Annotated in this window: 16 protein-coding genes; 11 read left to right on the top strand and 5 right to left on the bottom strand. The window is 43.1% G+C overall.

The window, feature by feature from the left end:
• The first annotated feature begins 100 nt into the window (after positions 1–100).
• The gene (locus AB4513_RS08070) at positions 101–1,291 is read left to right on the top strand and encodes an amino acid aminotransferase (RefSeq protein WP_009847051.1); all 1,191 of its coding nucleotides are present in this window, start codon (positions 101–103) and stop codon (positions 1,289–1,291) included.
• Between the two features lie 122 nt (positions 1,292–1,413).
• On the opposite strand, the gene AB4513_RS08065 is transcribed toward AB4513_RS08070, so the two are convergent.
• Positions 1,414–2,055, bottom strand: coding sequence for an outer membrane beta-barrel protein (locus tag AB4513_RS08065; RefSeq protein WP_102258602.1), 642 nt, complete (start codon positions 2,053–2,055; stop codon positions 1,414–1,416).
• 150 nt (positions 2,056–2,205) lie between these two features.
• Here AB4513_RS08065 and AB4513_RS08060 point away from each other — a divergent pair, with 150 nt between their 5' ends.
• Together AB4513_RS08060 and AB4513_RS08055 are read left to right on the top strand one after the other, a co-directional pair.
• The gene (locus AB4513_RS08060; RefSeq protein WP_009847053.1) at positions 2,206–4,095 is read left to right on the top strand and encodes a DUF294 nucleotidyltransferase-like domain-containing protein; all 1,890 of its coding nucleotides are present in this window, start codon (positions 2,206–2,208) and stop codon (positions 4,093–4,095) included.
• A 5-nt stretch (positions 4,096–4,100) separates the two neighbouring features.
• Entirely contained in the window at positions 4,101–4,817 is a 717-nt protein-coding gene (locus tag AB4513_RS08055) for a 3'-5' exonuclease (RefSeq protein WP_012604226.1), read from the top strand.
• A gap of 128 nt (positions 4,818–4,945) precedes the next feature.
• Here the strand turns inward: AB4513_RS08055 and AB4513_RS08050 are convergent, their stop codons facing one another.
• From AB4513_RS08050 to AB4513_RS08040, 3 genes are all read right to left on the bottom strand, one after another.
• Positions 4,946–5,638: an MOSC domain-containing protein gene (locus tag AB4513_RS08050; protein ID WP_102258603.1), complete on the bottom strand. Its 693-nt coding sequence runs from the start codon at positions 5,636–5,638 to the stop codon at positions 4,946–4,948.
• 66 nt (positions 5,639–5,704) lie between these two features.
• Positions 5,705–6,799 carry a 3-phosphoserine/phosphohydroxythreonine transaminase gene (serC, locus tag AB4513_RS08045; RefSeq protein ID WP_102258604.1) on the bottom strand — a complete coding sequence of 365 codons (1,095 nt, stop codon included), beginning with the start codon at positions 6,797–6,799 and terminating at the stop codon, positions 5,705–5,707.
• A gap of 163 nt (positions 6,800–6,962) precedes the next feature.
• Positions 6,963–8,225 (bottom strand): DUF945 family protein, encoded by a 1,263-nt coding sequence (locus AB4513_RS08040; protein WP_017096724.1) that lies wholly within the window; start codon positions 8,223–8,225, stop codon positions 6,963–6,965.
• Between the two features lie 182 nt (positions 8,226–8,407).
• Between AB4513_RS08040 and AB4513_RS08035 the strand changes: the two genes are divergently transcribed.
• The 3 genes from AB4513_RS08035 to AB4513_RS08025 all read left to right on the top strand — a co-directional run bounded on the left by AB4513_RS08035 (position 8,408) and on the right by AB4513_RS08025 (position 11,755).
• Positions 8,408–10,351: an ATP-binding protein gene (locus tag AB4513_RS08035; RefSeq protein ID WP_102258605.1), complete on the top strand. Its 1,944-nt coding sequence runs from the start codon at positions 8,408–8,410 to the stop codon at positions 10,349–10,351.
• Positions 10,344–10,841 (top strand): response regulator, encoded by a 498-nt coding sequence (locus AB4513_RS08030; protein WP_017096722.1) that lies wholly within the window; start codon positions 10,344–10,346, stop codon positions 10,839–10,841. The genes AB4513_RS08035 and AB4513_RS08030 overlap by 8 nt, the downstream gene beginning before the upstream one ends.
• Before the next feature lie 359 nt (positions 10,842–11,200).
• Complete coding sequence (locus tag AB4513_RS08025; protein ID WP_009847060.1) at positions 11,201–11,755, top strand: hypothetical protein; 555 nt, start codon at positions 11,201–11,203, stop codon at positions 11,753–11,755.
• Between the two features lie 125 nt (positions 11,756–11,880).
• Here the strand turns inward: AB4513_RS08025 and AB4513_RS08020 are convergent, their stop codons facing one another.
• Positions 11,881–12,462, bottom strand: coding sequence for a TfoX/Sxy family DNA transformation protein (locus AB4513_RS08020; RefSeq protein WP_009847061.1), 582 nt, complete (start codon positions 12,460–12,462; stop codon positions 11,881–11,883).
• 355 nt (positions 12,463–12,817) lie between these two features.
• Between AB4513_RS08020 and AB4513_RS08015 the strand changes: the two genes are divergently transcribed.
• From AB4513_RS08015 to AB4513_RS07995, 5 genes are all read left to right on the top strand, one after another.
• Positions 12,818–13,738 carry an HDOD domain-containing protein gene (locus tag AB4513_RS08015; protein ID WP_017096721.1) on the top strand — a complete coding sequence of 307 codons (921 nt, stop codon included), beginning with the start codon at positions 12,818–12,820 and terminating at the stop codon, positions 13,736–13,738.
• A 54-nt stretch (positions 13,739–13,792) separates the two neighbouring features.
• Positions 13,793–14,698 carry a lysine exporter LysO family protein gene (locus AB4513_RS08010; protein ID WP_102258606.1) on the top strand — a complete coding sequence of 302 codons (906 nt, stop codon included), beginning with the start codon at positions 13,793–13,795 and terminating at the stop codon, positions 14,696–14,698.
• Between the two features lie 174 nt (positions 14,699–14,872).
• Positions 14,873–15,400, top strand: a complete 528-nt coding sequence (locus tag AB4513_RS08005; protein ID WP_009847065.1) for a hypothetical protein — start codon at positions 14,873–14,875, stop codon at positions 15,398–15,400.
• A gap of 118 nt (positions 15,401–15,518) precedes the next feature.
• On the top strand, positions 15,519–17,162 hold the full coding sequence (gene panP, locus AB4513_RS08000; RefSeq protein WP_102258607.1) for a pyridoxal-dependent aspartate 1-decarboxylase PanP: 1,644 nt from the start codon (positions 15,519–15,521) through the stop codon (positions 17,160–17,162).
• 359 nt (positions 17,163–17,521) lie between these two features.
• Positions 17,522–18,376 carry a MurR/RpiR family transcriptional regulator gene (locus tag AB4513_RS07995; protein ID WP_004734686.1) on the top strand — a complete coding sequence of 285 codons (855 nt, stop codon included), beginning with the start codon at positions 17,522–17,524 and terminating at the stop codon, positions 18,374–18,376.
• Positions 18,377–18,475: the final 99 nt, after the last annotated feature.

Raw genomic sequence — 18,475 nt, 5'->3', positions numbered from 1 at the left:
TTTTAATAAATTCTAGGTTTTGAGTTGTATCAACCTTATATGAAAGGTATAAATACTGGAGTTATTATTACCTCCCTCTCAATTGACATGGATGAAGATTATGTTTGAAAAAGTGTTAGCAGCTCCCGCCGATCCTATTCTCGGCCTTACTGAAGAATTTAAAAAAGACTCTCGTGAAGAGAAAATTAACCTTGGTGTTGGCATCTACAAAAATGAAGATGGTCAAACGCCAGTACTTAAAACAGTAAAGAAAGCAGAAGCTGCACTTCTTGAAAACGAAAAAACCAAATCTTACCTAACGATTGAAGGTACCGCTGAATACGGTCTAGCGGTTCAGAAACTGCTTTTCGGTTCAGATGCAGAGATCGTAACGTCTCAACGCGCTAAAACAGCACAAGCTCCAGGTGGTACAGGTGCACTTCGCGTAGCGGGTGAATTCATCAAGCGCCAACTGGGTGACGTGAAAATCTGGATCAGTAACCCAACTTGGGCTAACCACAACGGCGTTTTCGCTGCTGCCGGTATCGAAACAGCTCAATACAGCTACTACAACGCTGAAACCAAAGACAAAGACTTCGCAGGCATGGTTGCTGACCTAGAGAAAGCTTCTGAAGGCGACATCGTTCTTCTTCACGGCTGCTGTCATAACCCAACAGGCATCGACCCAACAACTGAAGAGTGGGAAGTACTTGCTAAGCTAGTTGCTGAGAAGAAACTGCTTCCTCTATTCGATTTTGCCTACCAAGGTTTTGCTAAAGGTGTTGAAGAAGATGCAGCTGGCCTGCGCATTTTTGCTCAATACAACAAAGAGATTCTTGTTGCTAGCTCGTTCTCTAAGAACTTCGGCTTGTACAACGAGCGTGTGGGTGCATTCACTCTGGTTGCAGAATCTGCAGACGTAGCAACAACAGCGTTCTCTCAAGTTAAGAGCATCATCCGCTCTATCTACTCTAACCCACCAGCGCACGGCAGTGCTGTCGTTACTCACATCCTTGGTGATGCTGATCTACGTGCTGAATGGGAAGCAGAAGTAGCAGAAATGCGTGACCGTATCCAAGAGATGCGCGAGCTATTCGTAACGACACTGAAATCTGAAGGTGTTGATGCAGACTTCACATTCATCGAGCGCCAAAACGGCATGTTCTCTTTCTCTGGTTTAAGCAAAGAGCAAGTAACTCGCCTGAAAGACGAATTCGCTATCTACATTGTCGGTTCTGGCCGTATCAGCGTAGCGGGCATGACGAAGTCAAATATGGGTCCTCTATGTAAAGGCATCGCTGCGGTTCTTTAATCGAAAAAGAAACCTGCACTTGCAGACCAATAGATATGCAAAAGCCAGCTATTAAGCTGGCTTTTTTGTGTCTGCCTCCTTTATATGTCAGTTTTTAAGACGCTTAGTCTATATATCGCTAACTAATACTCTAGGAAGAACTCTACACCTAGCTCGTTAGTGCGTTCACTACGAATCTTACCTTCGCCATTTCTGTGTTGATAAGAGCCACCAATCGCAAACTTGTTGGTCACGAGATAACGTAAACCCACGTGGTAAATTTCTTCATCAAACAAGTCACTTCGGTTCACTTGCACACTACCGTTAGCAATCCAACGTTTCGCAAAGCCATAGTTGAGTTCGGCTTTTATCCCTTGGATAAACTCCGTGTCTGACGAGCGAGTAATGTTAGTTCCATTATCTTCGACTTCCCCCTTAGTAATACCAAGCAGGTAGTAAGCCACTATATCTAGATCTCGCTTAATACTGTAACGGTACCCAATGCCCGGCATAAGGGTATCCATTCGAGTTGTTGATTCATCTGGGTGAATGAAACGAGCACTGTAGTCACCCAACAATAGCCAATCATCCGTTATCGCATAGCTAATACCTAATCCATAGGATGATGCATTGTTATTGCTGCCTGCATCTTCATTCAAACTTCCCGAATGAGCGGTGGCGTATATATGGTCATAATCCAGAATATCCACACGGTGAGTTTCGGCCCACGAACTTGAAGAAAACATAAAAATTGCAGACACTAAACTAAGTTTCCACTTCGTCATTCCTATCATCCTTTAACTATCACCCTATTATTTGAAAGATTAGTCTATCCCTAAGACTTTAAAAAGGTTTTAGCTCACAGATTGATTTGTGACGGCAAAATATTATCAAATGTTGTACCATGAAATCATACAAACCAATGGATGATCATTATGGATGCTGAGTTATTAGAGATTCAAAACTTTCTGGCACAATACCCCCCTTTCACAGAACTCCCAGAGGAGATGTTGGCGAAAGTGACCAGTAGCGTCGAAATTTCTTATTACCGCCAAGATACCCCTATCATTCACTTTGGTGATCAGATTAACGACCTTTACATTGTTCGAAGCGGCGAAGTAGAAGTCTATCGTCGTAAAGGTGAGCTCTATAACCGGCTGGATGAGGGACACTTATTTGGCCAAATGGGGCTACTCACCAACAATAAAGTTCGCTTCCCGGTAAAAGCAACAGAAGACACCCTACTCTACTGTATCCCTGAACCTATTTTCCAAGAACTCTACGACAACTATGATTCATTCGCTGACTTTGTCGAAGTAGAAGATAATGCGCGACTGCGTCAGGCTAACTCAGACAGCAACGACGCTAACGATCTAACCACGTCAAAGGTAAAGACGCTGCTGACTAGCGAAGCGCCAATGATCGAAAAAACACGAACCATCCAACAAGCTGCTACCATGATGGCACAAGATAATGTTTCATCTTTGCTGATCATCGACCCGGATATTGTTGAAGATGATGAAGACGATTCGACGCCCGTTATTGGCATCATTACCGACCGTGATCTGTGTACCCGAGTTTTAGCAGAAGGACTCGATCCATCGGATGAAGTATCAAGTGTAATGACAGCAGAGGTTATCTCGCTCGATCATAATGCCTATGTCTACGAAGCCATGATGACCATGCTTCGCTACAACGTGCATCACCTACCAGTACTAAAAGATAAGAAGCCTATTGGTATTATTGAAGCGACCGATATTGTACGTTACGAATCTCAAAACTCGCTGTTATTGGTAAGCAGCATCTTCCAACAGCAAAGCATCGAAGATCTTAAAGTCCTTTCTGAGCAAGTAAAAGACAGCTTTGTGCGCTTGGTTAACGAAGACGCCAACGCCCACATGGTGGGTACCGCAATGTCGGTAATTGGCCGTAGCTTTAAACAACGAATTATTGAACTAGCCGAAGATAAACTCGGTAAAGCGCCGATCCCTTATTGTTTCCTCGCGCTCGGCTCGATGGGGCGTGATGAGCAGCTGCTCGTTACTGACCAAGATAACGCCATTATTCTTGATGATACCTACGATGAGAAAAAGCACGGTAAGTACTTTGAAGAGCTGTCGACCTTCATTTGTGATGGCTTAGACCAATGTGGCTATGTGTACTGTACCGGTGACATCATGGCCACTAACCCAACTTGGCGTATGACACGTCGACAATGGGAAGAATGCTTCGCTGATTGGATTGATGATCCAAACCCGAAAGCACTACTGAACGCCTCTATCTTCTTTGATTTAGATGGTGTTTATGGCCGCTTAAAATGGGCAGAACAGTTAAATAGTTTTATTGTAAGACGTGCGCGTAAGAACAACCGTTTCTTGGCGTGTCTTGCTCGTAACGCACTCAACCGAACACCGCCTCTGGGTTTCTTTAAAGATTTTGTAATGGAGAAAGATGGTCGTCATAACAACTCGATCAATCTTAAACGTCGTGGTACCGCACCACTTGCCGATCTAATCCGTGTTCACTCTTTAGCAGTCGCATCTCGCTCTAAGAACTCATTCGAACGTTTAGATGACATTATCGACGCAGGTATTTTGCCAAAAGGTCGAGCTCAAGACTTGAAAGATGCGATGGAATTTATCTCTTTAGTTCGTATTCGCCACCAAGCACACGATGTCGACAACAACATCGAACCGGATAACAACATCGAACCAGAGAACCTTTCTGACTTCGAGCGACGTAATCTAAAGGATGCATTCCAAATATTAAGCAATGCACAGAACTTTCTTAAGTTCCGTTATCAAGCCAGCAATAAGTTTAAGTAGGCGCTATGAACAAACTATTCAGATCCCCAGCGGTTGATTGGCCATTTAAGTTTGCTCAGAAGCTCGAACGAGCGAGAGATGAACGCTTGAAGCAATTTTATAGCCAGCCTCTTCCTGCACCTGATACGCCATTATCAGAAGTGACTTTCTTAGCTGTCGACTTTGAGACAACGGGTTTAAACCCAAACAAAGATGGCATCATTACCATTGGTCTAGTTCCGTTTACGCTAAATCGAATCTACCTAAGACAAGCCAAGCACTGGACCCTGAGACCAAAGCAGAAATTGGAAGAAGACTCGGTTGTTATCCATGGCATCACTCACAACGACATCATTGATGCGCCAGACTTAAGTGAAGTATTAGATGAGATCTTAGAATCAATGGGCGGCCATATCCCAGTCGTTCATTATCGCCGCATCGAGCGTGATTTCTTGGATAACGCGTTGAAGGTCAGATTAGGTGAAGGAATTGAGTTTCCAGTCCTCGACACGCTCGAGATTGAATCTCAAATCCAAAACAAACTGGCCGGCGGTCTATGGAATAAGCTAAAAGGTAAGAAGCCTGCGTCAGTAAGGCTTGGTCAGAGCCGTCGTAGATACCACTTGCCTGACTATACTCCGCATCATGCGTTAACTGATGCGATTGCGACAGCGGAGCTTCTACAAGCACAGATTGCGCACCATTTTAGCCCTGATATGCCTGTTAAAGATTTCTGGTTATAGCTAGATAAACTAGTCGCTGTTAGTTACTGACTAATAAGTGCTCACCTCAGAACCAAAAACGCTCACATCTTCTAGATAGTGAGCGTTTTGTTTTGCGCATGATTGTCTTTTAAGCATGAATAGAAAGTCTACTCGGCTGTCGGGCCAACCAATCTCATTTCCCAATCTTCAACTTCGCCAGTTTGAAGTCGACGTTCTACGAGCGTGCCCCAAGATTCCACTAGAGGCAGCTCCGCCAATTCTCTAAGCTCTTGTTTATCCAAACAACCCGTGAACACCGCACCCATAACCCGGCTTAACGGCCATTCTGGGTAAGGTCTTTCACACAGGATAATCTCGTCGCCGGAGCCGATATCACCCTCTTCCAAAACACGGAAGTACCAGCCAGTTCGAAGGGTGTCTTGTAGCCTTTTCGCCATATCATTTTGATCGAATCGTACATTGAGCTTCCAACAAGGCATACGACCTTGTGAAACTTCCAGCAAGGTTGAACCAATTCGAATCTTATCTTTTAAACAAATGGAAGCTTCAGTCACCCCACTTGAACTTATGTTCTCGCCAAATGCGCCTGCAGATTGGAAGATGTCTTTGTCGCCCAGTTCTTGCTGCCAAACCGGATAGTGCTCACTTGGATAAATATGAAGGGCTTTCTGAATACCGCCATGAAAGCGAGGGTCGCCTTGCTCATCGTTAATAAATCCAAGCTCAGTGGCGTATTGGCGCTCAGATAAAACCTGCTTATTGATTGCACTCTGTGTACCGTGAGCAAAAGCAACGATCTTACCGCCCAAAACACTGTTTACTGTACCTAACTTCTTCATACCCTTCCTTTTCAGCAAGTAAAAAAAGAGGAGCTTTCGCTCCTCTTATTATGAATAACGCCCTATTTAAGCGTATTTCTCTTCAAAGTCTTTCATGAAGTTGACTAATACTTGCACACCTTCCAAAGACATTGCGTTGTATAGTGATGCTCGCATCCCACCTACCGCTCTGTGACCTTTTAGTGATTTCAGACCAGCAGCATCAGCCAACTCTAAAAACTTAGCATCTAGCTCTGGTTTCGCTAATTGGAATGGCACGTTCATTCTTGAACGGTTTACTGTATGAACATCGTTTCTGTAGAAAGCTGAGCTATCAATCGCATTATAAAGCAGCGCAGCTTTCTCTCTGTTCACTAATTCCATCGCTTCAACACCACCTTGAGCTTTCAACCACTTGAATACAAGGCCTGATAGGTACCAAGCGTACGTTGGCGGTGTGTTGAACATTGAGTCTTTTTCAGCAAGTACTTTGTAGTTAAGAATGCTCGGCAATACGTCGTTTGCTAGCTCTAGCAGATCATCACGCACGATAGCAATGCAAATACCAGCGGGGCCTATATTCTTTTGAGCGCCAGCGTAGATAACACCGTACTGAGACACATCGATCTTACGAGACAGAATGTTAGATGACATATCCGCTACGATTGGCTTATCCGTTTGAGGAAGCTCACTGATTTCAATACCATCGATGGTCTCATTTGGACAGAAATGTACATACGCCGCTTCCGGGTCGATTTTCCAATCTTTAGCTGGAACAACCGCTGCTTTGCCATCAATTGACGTCTTGGCGTTGAATACATCGATTTCGCAATATTTGCTCGCTTCAGTCACTGCACTTTCTGCCCAGTAACCCGCATCAATGTAAGTCGCTTTCGTCGCGTCACCTAAAAGGTTTAGAGGAACAGCAGCGAATTGAGCACGAGCGCCCCCCTGACAAAAAAGAACTTTGTAGTTGTCTGGGATGTTCAGAAGATCACGTAGGTCCTGTTCGGACTCGTCAGCAACTTGAATAAATTCCTTGCTGCGATGGCTGATTTCCATCACGGAAGTCCCTAAACCATTCCAATCAATAAAGTCCGCCTGCGCTTGTTTCATTACCGGTTTAGGCAGTGCAGCTGGGCCAGCACTGAAGTTGAATACGTTATCTAATGTAAGTTCCATGGGGATGATTGCTCCTGCTAAATAATAACTATGCAAGTAATACCATGTTTTACCCAACATAAAAACAACAAAAGAGGTCTTAAGACCTCTTTTGTTTTGTACCGTATAAAATGTTTAAGCTTGACCTGCTAAATCACCCTATCAGTATTCAAGCCTGTTCTGTTTATTGAACAAAAACCGGCATAAGTAGAGCGATTAATGGAATTTCTTGTCCATTTTCGAACACTAGGTTTCCATTTTCTAAGTCAGCGCTGATTTCATAACCACTTTCTGTTTCCTTGATCATTTCCATCACAAGCAATTCATCGATACCTTCACGGATGAATGGGTACTCTTCAACAAGCTCATTTGAGAAGCTAGAGTGAACGTTACCCGTTAATGCCGGCATGATCATCGAAGGATTACTGCTGATGTTTTCGGTTCCTTCCGGTACGCTCACTAACCACTTAGATTCGAATTGACCCTTACCTAGATCTAACGACATATTGTTCATTGAAAGGTCGAAGCCTTTAGCAAACAGGATATCGATAAATGGAATGATCTCGGCAACGTCTTCTTGCGTCATTACTGGATTAGATTGGTAAATCTCAAAGATTTTCTCAAACGATTCGCTATCCAATTTCGACATTTCGAAATCGACGTTTAGGTTGTTCAACTGGCCTTCACTGGTCTCGATGTTTGCGATATCCAGCTTAAGGTTGCTGCGCAGACGCTTAGTCGCTTCATCTAGATGTGATTCAAAATCGTACTTAGAGTTTTCAATGGTCATGAAAGGCTGCATTGCAGAGTCTGTAACCAAGAAGCTATCGATAGTAAAATTCTGAGAACCTAACCAGTAGCCTTTCGCTTGTTGACCTGAACCTACACCTTTTAGGTTTGACAGTGTTACCTCTTCACCGGTTTCAAAATCAATTTGAACTGAAGGGATTGAAAGCTCGTAATCAACTTGCCCTAAAACAGTGGCATGGCCAGACAGATTCGATTTCGTGATTGATACCGAAGTACCATTCTCATCAGAACCTTGATGATTGAACTGGCTTAACTCGAAGTTAAAGTCCGTGTTGCCGTTTAGCTCAGTGCTAGTTGTCAGAGTTAGAGGCAGAATATCAGTATTATCAAACGTCGACAGTGCATTCAGGCTCACCAAACCGTGGCTAACCGCACTATTGATGACAAACTCACTCGGCAGCCCATCAATCGCGAGTTGTTCTTTCAGGTTTTCATCGGTCACAGTTAGGCGAGTAGTTACGTTAGAAGACAGGTAACCTCTATCGTACTCCACGATCTCCGCTTGAATGCTTGAATTGTTAAGCTTTGCAACACCATCGGTAATGGCATTTTGTCCAATTTGGCCAACCGCTAGTGGCCAACAAAGTGCCAATGAGATTGCGCCGCCAATTGCACCAATTTTTCTTAACTGTTCCATGAGTTCTCTTTCTACACGTGTCTGTTTTTTTAGTCTAACCCATCAGTAGCAAACAAGAAACATTGAGTTAAATCAGTCTATTGCTCGATACTTCGATTGCCTCAATAAATTAACGGCTAGCTCTCATCCTTATTCGGCGGTTCTTGCTAGGCTAGAGACGTCGCTACTATTAAGGTTGAGCTGTGAATCAATACGCTGTTATCTGTTTGGACAATAATCCGGTTAGCATTGAAAGAATACGTTCGGAGCTGGCTCCGTTGGCTTCTGTATTCGATATTTATACTGCCGAGAACATAGAAGACGCGCATCACGCATTAGAAGATATTCATGATCACAACCAAACTGTAGCCTTGGTGATCACTCATCATCATTCTGAATTTAATGGCGTGCAATTTCTGATTGAACTCGAACAGCTGCCCCATAGTAATACCGCAAGAACGATATTAGTCAGCGCTTCGTCAGACATTCAATCCATTCTAACCGCTGTAAATGAAGGCAGGCTCAACCACTGTCTAACCAAGCCAGTTCAAGATCAGGTTCTATTCAAATCAGCGCAAAAAGAGCTAACGTCTTTTGTCATCCAATACGACTCAGAAAACCTGCTCTCTTACAGCGATGCATTGGATCAACAGCGCTTACTCAGAGCGCACATTGAACAAAAGATTCACTCTTTCCAATCGGGTTTCATTCACGATTACCACCAGCTTTCTGACAATGCCCTTGCTGAGCGTGTCGTCAGTGCTCTGCAGGATGTCTTTTCAAAAGATGATAAAACCAAGGCCATTCGTGATTATTCACCAGAGCATCTGCTGACGGTTGAGGGCGAAGATAATCGCTTTCTTTGGTTAATTATTGAAGGTGAAGCGGCGCTCTATAAAAAAGATGAACTGGGGCAGCAACGCGAAGTTGTGCGTCACTCTAAGGGCAATATTGTCGGAGGGATGTCATTCGTGACGGGTGAGCCTTCGTTCTCTACTGCGATTACTCTGACTCAGACCCAAGTCATCAAACTGGATAAAGATAGCTTTGCTCAGGTGATGCATTCAAACAACACTCTGCTGCCGCTGTTTACCAATCTACTACTCCGTCACTTTAACCGACGATTACAAAGAAGCATCAACAATAAGATCCAGCTTCAGCAAACGCTAGAATCGTTGGAATCTGCACATCAACAATTGATAGAGAAAGAGAAGATGGCGATGCTCGGCCAACTCGTGGCGGGTGTTGCACATGAGTTGAACAACCCGATTGCAGCGATCTTGCGAAGCATTGAAACCTTGTCTGAACATCTCGATCAAATACTCGAGAACTCGGCACTCCCAGAATCCAATAAAGGGACGGATGTATTAGCACAGTCAAAAATGGCGAAGCCACTATCAACAGCTCAAGAAAGACAAATTGTAAAACACCTCACCTCTACTATCGATGACCGCGCGCTAGCTAAAAAAGCCGTAAGACTGAACCTGAGCCAAGACTCTGCGGTTTTAGATACCTTAAAAGACTCCCCTGTCGCAGGCAAAGAGCTGCTCAATGACTTAGAGCATTATCACTATGTTGGAAACTCTATCCGCTCAATTCAAGTTTGCAGCAAACGTATTGCCGATATGGTCAAAAGCCTAAAAAGCTATGCCCGAGAAGATGAAGAGGTCCGCCACTACACAGATATCCACGAAGGGCTTGAAGATACGTTAGTGATCTTTGAAAACAGGCTCAAACATCACCAACTTGAAAAACACTACGACACCGACTTGCCGCTTCTATTGTGCCAGTCGCTCTCGCTGCAACAAGTGTGGACCAACCTTCTCTCTAATGCACTTGATGCTCTTTCAGAGCGAGGCAAAGTCTCTATCACCACGTATCAAGAAACTAAAGGTGACGACACGTTTCTTGTAGTGCAAATATCGGACACTGGACACGGTATCGCCAAAGAAGACATCAACACTATTTTCAACCCAAACTTCACGACCAAAAAAGAAGGCAACTTCGGTTTAGGGATTGGGTTATCCATTTCTCAACAAATCGTTTCGGCTCATCAAGGTTTTATTTTGGTGGAGTCTGAGGTAGGCAGCCATACACACATGCAAGTGTGGCTTCCATTCAAACAAGAAGGAGCACCTCATGAATAAGTACCTAATTTTATGTGTCGATGATGAGCCAGAGGTTCTCAACAGTGTCCTTCAAGATTTAGCACCATTTGAAGACAATTTTATTGTTGAAGGAGCCGAATCGGTCGATGAAGCTAAGCAAGTGATTAAAGAAATGGGACAGGAAGGTATTAAACTCGCCTTAATCTTGTGTGACCACATCATGCCTGACAAAACGGGTATCGATTTTCTTATCGAACTTAACCAGCACGACTCTACAAAGCCAACACGCAAGCTGCTGCTCACCGGGCAAGCTGGGCTAGAAGATACCGTCACAGCAATTAACAACGCGGCGCTTGATTTTTATATTTCAAAACCTTGGCAAGGCGATCAACTTAGAGACACGATTACTCAACAACTGACAGACTATGTCATTGCAAACGACAAGCAGTTGTTAAACTGGACTTCCATTTTAGATACTGAGCGAATACTGACATCAATGTCAGACAAGCGAACTAGTTTCAGTGAATAGCGATAGGTTGGTAAATAGAGGTTGTTTGATGAATAGTGATTAGATGATGAATAGCGATTAGTTAGTCGCGATGCATCTTTGACACTAAGTGTATTTTGTATAACAGCGAGTAAATTAAGTGTATCTAATAGTTATCGATAACAAGTGAATGGATACTAGATTTTGTTAAATAACCCTAAAACATGAGATCTCTGTAACAGAGCAGTACTTTACTTGCTTGTTTTTTAGCTAAATGACAAATGAATAGCATTTTTATGGGTTACTTTTCCGCGAGTTAGATTAAACTGTCTCAATGTTTATGGTTTGGCTATTTTTTATCAAACCAAAGGGATCAACACTAATAAAGGTTTACGGTCGTTATGCGCAAAATTCTACTTACTACCGCTATGCTATTGGCTTCTAGCCAAGCACTAGCTGTCGATGGACAACCAAATGAACAAGCACAAGTAATGAGCAACTTTAGCTACGATTACTTTGACGCTCGTATCGGTGCGAGCCCAATTACATTTGGTGGTGCGTTCAGTAAGTCAATCCACCCGAATGCTCACGCAGTAGCGCGTATCGATTCAGAATTTGAAGGCGATTACGACTCTGCTGTAGGTCTTGGTTTCCACGCTCCAATTAACAACTGGGCAGATCTAACGGGTGAAATGCTAGCTCGTATAGTTCAACCAGCAGCGAAAAGCTCTCCTGATGTTGGTATGGAATTCAACGTTGGTGTTCGTCAATGGCTTGGCCCACAACTAGAAGTTGGCGGCAAAGGCGGTTACGTTTCTATCGATGATAAAGATGATTGGATCGGTTCTGCTTACGTGCGTTTCCACTCTACAGAACTATTCTCTCTAGGTGCAGAAGTTCGTATCAATGATTTCTACGGTGATCAGTTAATGTTCACGACTCGTTTCAAGCTTTAAGTAAAACGAGAAAGCTCTTCATATGGGCTTAGCCTTTAAAACGGGCTAGATAGAAACAAAAAACCGAGGAAATCCCTCGGTTTTTATATATAAACAGTAATCTTATGCATATACAGGCGATATCTTTAGTGGCAGCTCTTTAATAATTGCTGCTTGCGTGGCTCTTGTAATAGTTTCCAGTGAATACCATCAATTGCACCCGCAAACTTCCAAAGTAATTTTAGGTCAACATCGTTTCCGTACGCTTCGCGAACCTTATTAAACACTTCAGATGCACCCAACTGCATAAACATTGAAACATCATCCACTCCAGCCTTTTTAACCATGCGTTCTAACGTCAGTTGCATGTTAGGCAAATCCCTTAATCTACGGCTAGCAGATGATTTTTTGAAGCTACGCTGCTGAATTGAATTATCGATTGAAGTACGAATAATACTATCCAATTCAGGATGCTCAGACGTAAAGAGATCCGTGATGTCGTAGTAATTCACGGTTGCTGTCGTCTGCTTTTTTACGTGACGATACTTTTCACAATCAAGCCCCGTCAGCTTTTTATCTAATAACTTCCCACCTCGAATGAATACACAATCTTCACTCAACAAAGCGAACATAGCGTCATTTTGAAAGAGGCCAATACCTCCAAACATAGATCGCTTTTGATGTTCACCAAATTGATTCACGTAATTAATAAATGCTGTCTCGGTCATATCCGTTGATCCTTAATCAAATTACCCCGATTAGGTTGATCGCCAGACAAGCAGCTTTTTATGCGAAAAATTTTAAATCTATTTAATGTTTAGGTGAATATTATGGTTTCGTTTGTCACCTTTGAAATAAATGATACTTCGAAAAGAAAAATAAGTCAGGGCGCAGCTCACATCAATCAGTTGAATATCCTTGCTTTTAATGATTTACATCACATTAAACTATCAAATCACGCCAAGAATTTAATTCTTAGTGATACCCCCGTTCAAGTTATCAAAGCTTATGTGGTTCGATGAGTATTGCCTCGCAGCATCGCGGCTTGTAAAATGGTACGACATACATGTTCTTACTCTTAATATGAATCATTTATCATTTTTCTGGCTACCACAAAATAAAGCTCTTCTCCTTAAGGGCCTAGAATCCGAGTTTGCCCAACTTGTTGGACATTCCATCTCAGCGGGAAAAATAACTCTTCCTCCGATTCCTGAGGTTGTACTTAAAATTCAAAAGCTATGTACTCTTGAACCAACAGGCGTCGCCGAAGTTGCCGAGTGCTTACTTGAAGACCCAGGGCTGACAGCAATCGTGATCAGAGTTGCTAACTCAGTTGTCTTCAACAGACGCAATATTACTTGTGTCGATGTTATGACGGCCGTATCGCGTCTTGGTATATTGAGAGTGCGTGACATTGTCACGGCTCAGGCTATTGAACAACTTAAACATTCCGTCAATTTGAGTAAAGAGTGCAACGAGCTATTGGTTCAGAGCGCTTCTGTATCAAAAGAACTCGCCGCAACTATGGTGTTAGTCACTAACCTATTTAAAGAACTATCCCCTACCGAATACCGTTATCTAGAGCATGAAAAGTCACTACTTGTTGGGTTACTTGCAGACATTGGCTTGTTCTGTTTGGTTAGTGAATATCACCTCTACCTAGACAACGGGAACTATTTAGATCACGACATCGCACTGCAAATATTCCAAGGCCAATGTTCAGCAACCAGTAAGTTGGTCCTTAGACGCTGGGGTTTCGACAGCGACTTTATCGATGTGTGCAGCAACACCATTAATAATCACGAAGAGCGCGAGGTGTCTTACCTTGATATTGCGCGAATAGCTAACCACCTACTGATGTTTAGAAACAAGGATGAGAACATTGATGAGCACGAAGTAGAACTAAACGTGACAGGAGCGGAAGTACTTTATAAATTAAGCAACTTGAGCAAACAGGATTTTAATGCAAAGCTAAGTGACGTGATCAATACTAGCGGCTTCTAAGTTACTGTTAAATTGCTAGTAAATGCAATATGAAGTCAATGCAATGGGGAAAGCATGTTTACAGGGATGATCTTTATATTTGCGCCACTCGTCGTGGGGTATCTTTTTTCAATTTCGAACGCTCAGACGCTAGAATTTATCAACCGCTCTACTTCGCGGTTGATCTACGTGATTCTCGCGTTAATGGGACTTAGCTTAGCCGCACTCGATAACCTAGGCAGTAACCTGCAGACAATTCTTCTATACACGGCCACTTTCTTTGTCTGCTTAAGCGTTTGTAACCTAATGGCGCTACCTGCTATTGATAAGTTACTGCCACTCCAGACAGACAGCTGTAATAAGAAACTCCCCCTGTCTTCTATGGCGATGGAGTCTGCCAAACTCATATTAGTGGTCGGTTCCGGCCTTATTGCGGGTTTAGTTTTGCCTATTGGACTTGATTGGGTTGATACCGCGAGTGAATGGATTCTGTTTTTTCTACTGTTCTTTATTGGCATTCAGTTACGCAATAGCGGACTAACACTTCGTCAAATCTTACTCAACAAGCACGGTATGGTAATCGCAATCGCAATCATCACCACCTCAATGCTTGGTGGTATTATTGCGGCTTATATCCTTGATATTCCTTTGTTCAGAGCCTTGGCAATGTCTTCAGGGTTTGGCTGGTATTCTTTAGCCGGTATCTTGATGGGCGACGCCTTTGGTCCTATTTATGGCGGCGCTTCTTTCATGCTTGAGCTGTTAAGAGAGTTAGTTGCTTTAATACTTATTCCTGTGCTGATCCGGAGCTACCCATGCACATCGATTGGTTATGCAGGCGCAACAGCGATGGATTTCACATTACCTGTCATTCAAACCACAGGTGGCGTTCGGTGCGTGCCAGTCGCCATAGTCAGTGGCTTTATCCTCAGCTTGCTTGTCCCGATTTTGATGTTGTTCTTTGTATCTCTTGCTAACTAGATCGCAGGAATAGCGTTTGTTTTAGATTAGAATGCAACTCGAATACCGATGCCCAAGACACCGATACAGTTACCGAAATAAAAAGACACTAAGTGTCATTGCTCAACAAATAATGATCACGGTAATCTGTAACGACAACGTTATAAAAAGAATAAACTTACAAAAGGAACCGCTATGAAACGCCTTTGCGTCGCATTACTGCTAGCTTCAACTTCGACTTTCTCTTTTGCAGCAGATTCAATGTCTGAGACAAATCAGTGCCAAGCAAAAAAATATGATGCGTACATCGACGCCTCTTTAGGTTGGTATGCTGACCTCGCTACATTAACTTCTGAGCAATACCCAGAATTGACAGAAGTAAGCGAGTGGTTCCTAGAAGGTCGTAAGCACCACTTCGAGCTTAATCGCGCTGCGGTAAACTACTACCTTGTGAACGATTCAAGCAAAGTGGCAACAGAGCAACCGGTAGAAGGCTGGCTGCAACTGGAACAACACGACATTAAGACGTTATCAACACGTGATGATGAACTTGGTAGAATTGCGAAAACAACGTTCGACGACCGCCAATCAACACCTCACGCTCAAAACTACGAGCTACGTTCCGCCTTTGCTGAGCTGCTTAGTCACCCTAAGCAAATCGATACAGCACTGCAGCGTTACAACCAGTCGATCGCCAAACTAGAAGCGATTAAGTGTAAATAACCCTTAATTTACTATGCTTTTATGGGAAGTTGGATTTCATAATTAAGACGGGACATTGTTCCCGTTTTCGTTTAGATTATCCCGCTCGCGTCAATATAAGAAAAATAACTCGCTTGCTATGGTTACGGAACAAAAAACAGCAGATGTTAGCTTTGACAGTCTTCTACGTATCTTTACAGTACCAGAAGGCCCAGACTCAACACTCACTCAAATCGAAGACAAACTTTCACGAAACCTGAATCAATTCTTACGTGAACACATTGTGGCTGAAGAAAAGCCATTACGTGAGATTGAGAAAGATTTTTCGAATGCTCATATCCCAGAGCAGCCTGAGTTTGTTTCAGAACATACCGAGCATCTCCTCGATTCTCTTGTATCTCATTCTGTACATACGTCGTCGCCAAGTTTTATTGGTCACATGACGTCTGCGCTACCCTATTTCCTGATGCCGCTGTCTAAAATCATGATTGCGCTAAATCAGAATCTAGTAAAAATCGAGACCTCAAAAGCTTTCACTCCCCTAGAACGTCAAGTTCTGGGTATGTTACATCGCCTGATATATCAGGATAGCGACCAGTTTTATTCTCGCTGGATGCACAGTGCCAACCACTCTTTAGGAGCGTTTTGTTCTGGCGGTACCATCGCGAACATAACAGCGCTTTGGGTTGCACGTAACAACGCGCTAAAAGCACAAGGTTCGTTCAAAGGTGTGGAAAAAGAAGGCTTGTTTAAAGCCATGAAGCACTACGGCTACGAAGGCCTTGCTATCTTGGTTTCTGAACGTGGTCACTACTCTCTGAAAAAAGCAGCGGACGTCCTTGGTATTGGTCAAGAAGGTCTAGTGTCTGTTAAAACAGATAACGACAACCGCATTTGTACGGACGACCTAAGACTCAAGATTGAACAGCTCAAGCAGAATAAGATAAAGCCTTTCGCTGTCATTGGTGTGGCTGGTACAACCGAAACCGGTAATATCGACCCTCTAAGAGACATTGCAGAAGTGTGTGCTGAATCCGATTGTCATTTCCATGTTGATGCCGCTTGGGGAGGTGCGACTCTAATGTCGAACAACCATCGTCACCTTCTTGATGGTATTGAATTGGCTGATTCAGTCACGATTGATGCGCATAAACAGCTTTATATCCCTATGGGTGCTGGCATGGTTTTGTTTAAGAAGCCAGATGCGATGACCGCAATCGAACATCATGCTCAATACATCCTTCGTAAAGGCTCAAAAGACTTAGGTAGTCATACGTTAGAAGGCTCTCGTTCAGGCATGGCAATGTTAGTCTACGCCTCAATGCACATCATCAGTCGCCCTGGGTATGAACTGCTGATCGACCAGAGCATCAATAAAGCGCGCTACTTTGCCGACCTGATTAAAGATCAAAACGACTTCGAACTGGTTTCAGAGCCTGAGCTTTGCCTACTGACCTATCGCTATGTGCCTGGATCAGTCAAAGCAGCACTACTCAAGGCTAAAGCACCAGAGCGTGTTGAACTGAATGAGCTACTGAATGAACTGACCAAGTTTATTCAGAAGAAGCAACGTGAAACGGGCAAGTCTTTCGTATCGCGAACGCGCTTAAACCCCGAAATATGGGCGCATCAGCCAATCATCGTTTTCCGTGTAGTATTAGCAAATCCACTGACGGGCAACGATATTCTCTCTTCAGTGCTTGAAGAACAGCGTGAAATCTCTAAACTAGCACCCAACTTGATGAGTAAAATCACCAAACTGGTTAAGCTAATCAACGCCTAGCCATTCAATTTTAGTTGCATCAAATTGAAAATTTCTTTCTTTTTGATGTAACTTAGCTGTCAGTTCATACTCAATTTGCATTCTTTTTGCTCTAATCCTCTTCCAATTCTGTAGTTTTCTAAAATTTTGTTGAGGTTTGTCATATTCTTAAGCATTGATGCCGTGTTTTTGTATTAGTGAATAGTATCTTGGGTTTATACTGACTCTATGGTGCTAGTTAGCTTGATATCTATTTGATGCAGTAGAATTTACAATACCGAATATAAGTTTGGTTTTGTATTTTCTTATATTTGTTTCAGCCATACCCCCTGGTAAAAGATATTAACTAGCAAGTTGTTCTCTATACCCTTGTGAACACTATGAATACATTAGAAAAAATACAAAAAAACCTGGAAAATTTCAGCAAGTCTGAGCGTAAGGTAGCCGAAGTCATCATGGCTTCCCCTCAAACTGCAATTCATTCTAGCATTGCTACCTTAGCTAAAATGGCTGACGTGAGTGAGCCTACAGTTAACCGCTTCTGTCGTCGTTTAGACACAAAGGGCTTCCCTGACTTTAAACTTCACCTAGCTCAAAGCTTGGCGAACGGTACACCTTACGTGAACCGTAATGTTGAAGAAGATGACGGCCCAGATGCTTACACGCATAAGATTTTTGAATCAACTATGGCTTGTCTAGATGTTGCTAAAAACAGTTTAGACGCGATGCAAGTAAACCGAGCGGTTGACTTACTGACTCAAGCAAAACGCATTTCGTTCTTCGGACTGGGTGCCTCTTCTGCTGTAGCCAAAGATGCTCAAAACAAATTCATTCGTTTCAATATCCCAATCACTTGTTTCGAAGACATCGTGATGCAACGCATGAGCTGCATTAACTGCAGTGATAACGATGTTATTGTTCTGATCTCTCACACTGGCCGCACTAAAAGCCAAGTAGAGATTGCGAACTTAGCTCGTGAAAACGGCGCGACAGTTATCGCTATCACAGCAAAAGACTCTCCGCTAGATAAAGCGAGTTCTCTGTCTATCTCATTGGATGTACCGGAAGACACTGACGTTTACATGCCAATGGCAAGTCGTGTTGTTCAGATGACGGTTATCGATGTGTTAGCAACAGGCTTTACGCTTCGTCGTGGTTCTGGCTTCCGAGAGAATCTGAAGCGAGTAAAAGAGTCACTTCGTGATTCACGTTACGAAAAGTACTCTCAGTTCTAATCTGTTAAGATGTGAGCTTAAGAATTATATTCAATTGAAAAACGGAGCCTAGCGCTCCGTTTTTATTTGTCTGTTTAAATGGGTTTGTGCTGTGATTAA

The sequence above is a fragment of the Vibrio sp. 10N.222.54.E6 genome (assembly GCF_041473955.1).
Classification (GTDB): domain Bacteria; phylum Pseudomonadota; class Gammaproteobacteria; order Enterobacterales; family Vibrionaceae; genus Vibrio; species Vibrio tasmaniensis_A.
Note: the sequence above shows the minus strand (reverse complement) of the source record. Positions and strands in the feature narration are given on the sequence as shown.

Bases quoted from the DNA above. Each gene is read 5' to 3' on its own strand.
- AB4513_RS08005 (WP_009847065.1), top strand. From the start codon at position 14,873: ATGAAACGCCTTTGCGTCGCATTACTGCTAGCTTCAACTTCGACTTTC.
- AB4513_RS08060 (WP_009847053.1), top strand. From the start codon at position 2,206: ATGGATGCTGAGTTATTAGAGATTCAAAACTTTCTGGCACAATACCCC.
- AB4513_RS08030 (WP_017096722.1), top strand. From the start codon at position 10,344: ATGAATAAGTACCTAATTTTATGTGTCGATGATGAGCCAGAGGTTCTC.
- AB4513_RS08020 (WP_009847061.1), bottom strand. From the start codon at position 12,462: ATGACCGAGACAGCATTTATTAATTACGTGAATCAATTTGGTGAACAT.
- AB4513_RS07995 (WP_004734686.1), top strand. From the start codon at position 17,522: ATGAATACATTAGAAAAAATACAAAAAAACCTGGAAAATTTCAGCAAG.
- panP (WP_102258607.1), top strand. From the start codon at position 15,519: ATGGTTACGGAACAAAAAACAGCAGATGTTAGCTTTGACAGTCTTCTA.
- serC (WP_102258604.1), bottom strand. From the start codon at position 6,799: ATGGAACTTACATTAGATAACGTATTCAACTTCAGTGCTGGCCCAGCT.
- AB4513_RS08055 (WP_012604226.1), top strand. From the start codon at position 4,101: ATGAACAAACTATTCAGATCCCCAGCGGTTGATTGGCCATTTAAGTTT.
- AB4513_RS08040 (WP_017096724.1), bottom strand. From the start codon at position 8,225: ATGGAACAGTTAAGAAAAATTGGTGCAATTGGCGGCGCAATCTCATTG.
- AB4513_RS08070 (WP_009847051.1), top strand. From the start codon at position 101: ATGTTTGAAAAAGTGTTAGCAGCTCCCGCCGATCCTATTCTCGGCCTT.
- AB4513_RS08065 (WP_102258602.1), bottom strand. From the start codon at position 2,055: ATGACGAAGTGGAAACTTAGTTTAGTGTCTGCAATTTTTATGTTTTCT.
- AB4513_RS08010 (WP_102258606.1), top strand. From the start codon at position 13,793: ATGTTTACAGGGATGATCTTTATATTTGCGCCACTCGTCGTGGGGTAT.
- AB4513_RS08015 (WP_017096721.1), top strand. From the start codon at position 12,818: ATGAATCATTTATCATTTTTCTGGCTACCACAAAATAAAGCTCTTCTC.
- AB4513_RS08050 (WP_102258603.1), bottom strand. From the start codon at position 5,638: ATGAAGAAGTTAGGTACAGTAAACAGTGTTTTGGGCGGTAAGATCGTT.
- AB4513_RS08025 (WP_009847060.1), top strand. From the start codon at position 11,201: ATGCGCAAAATTCTACTTACTACCGCTATGCTATTGGCTTCTAGCCAA.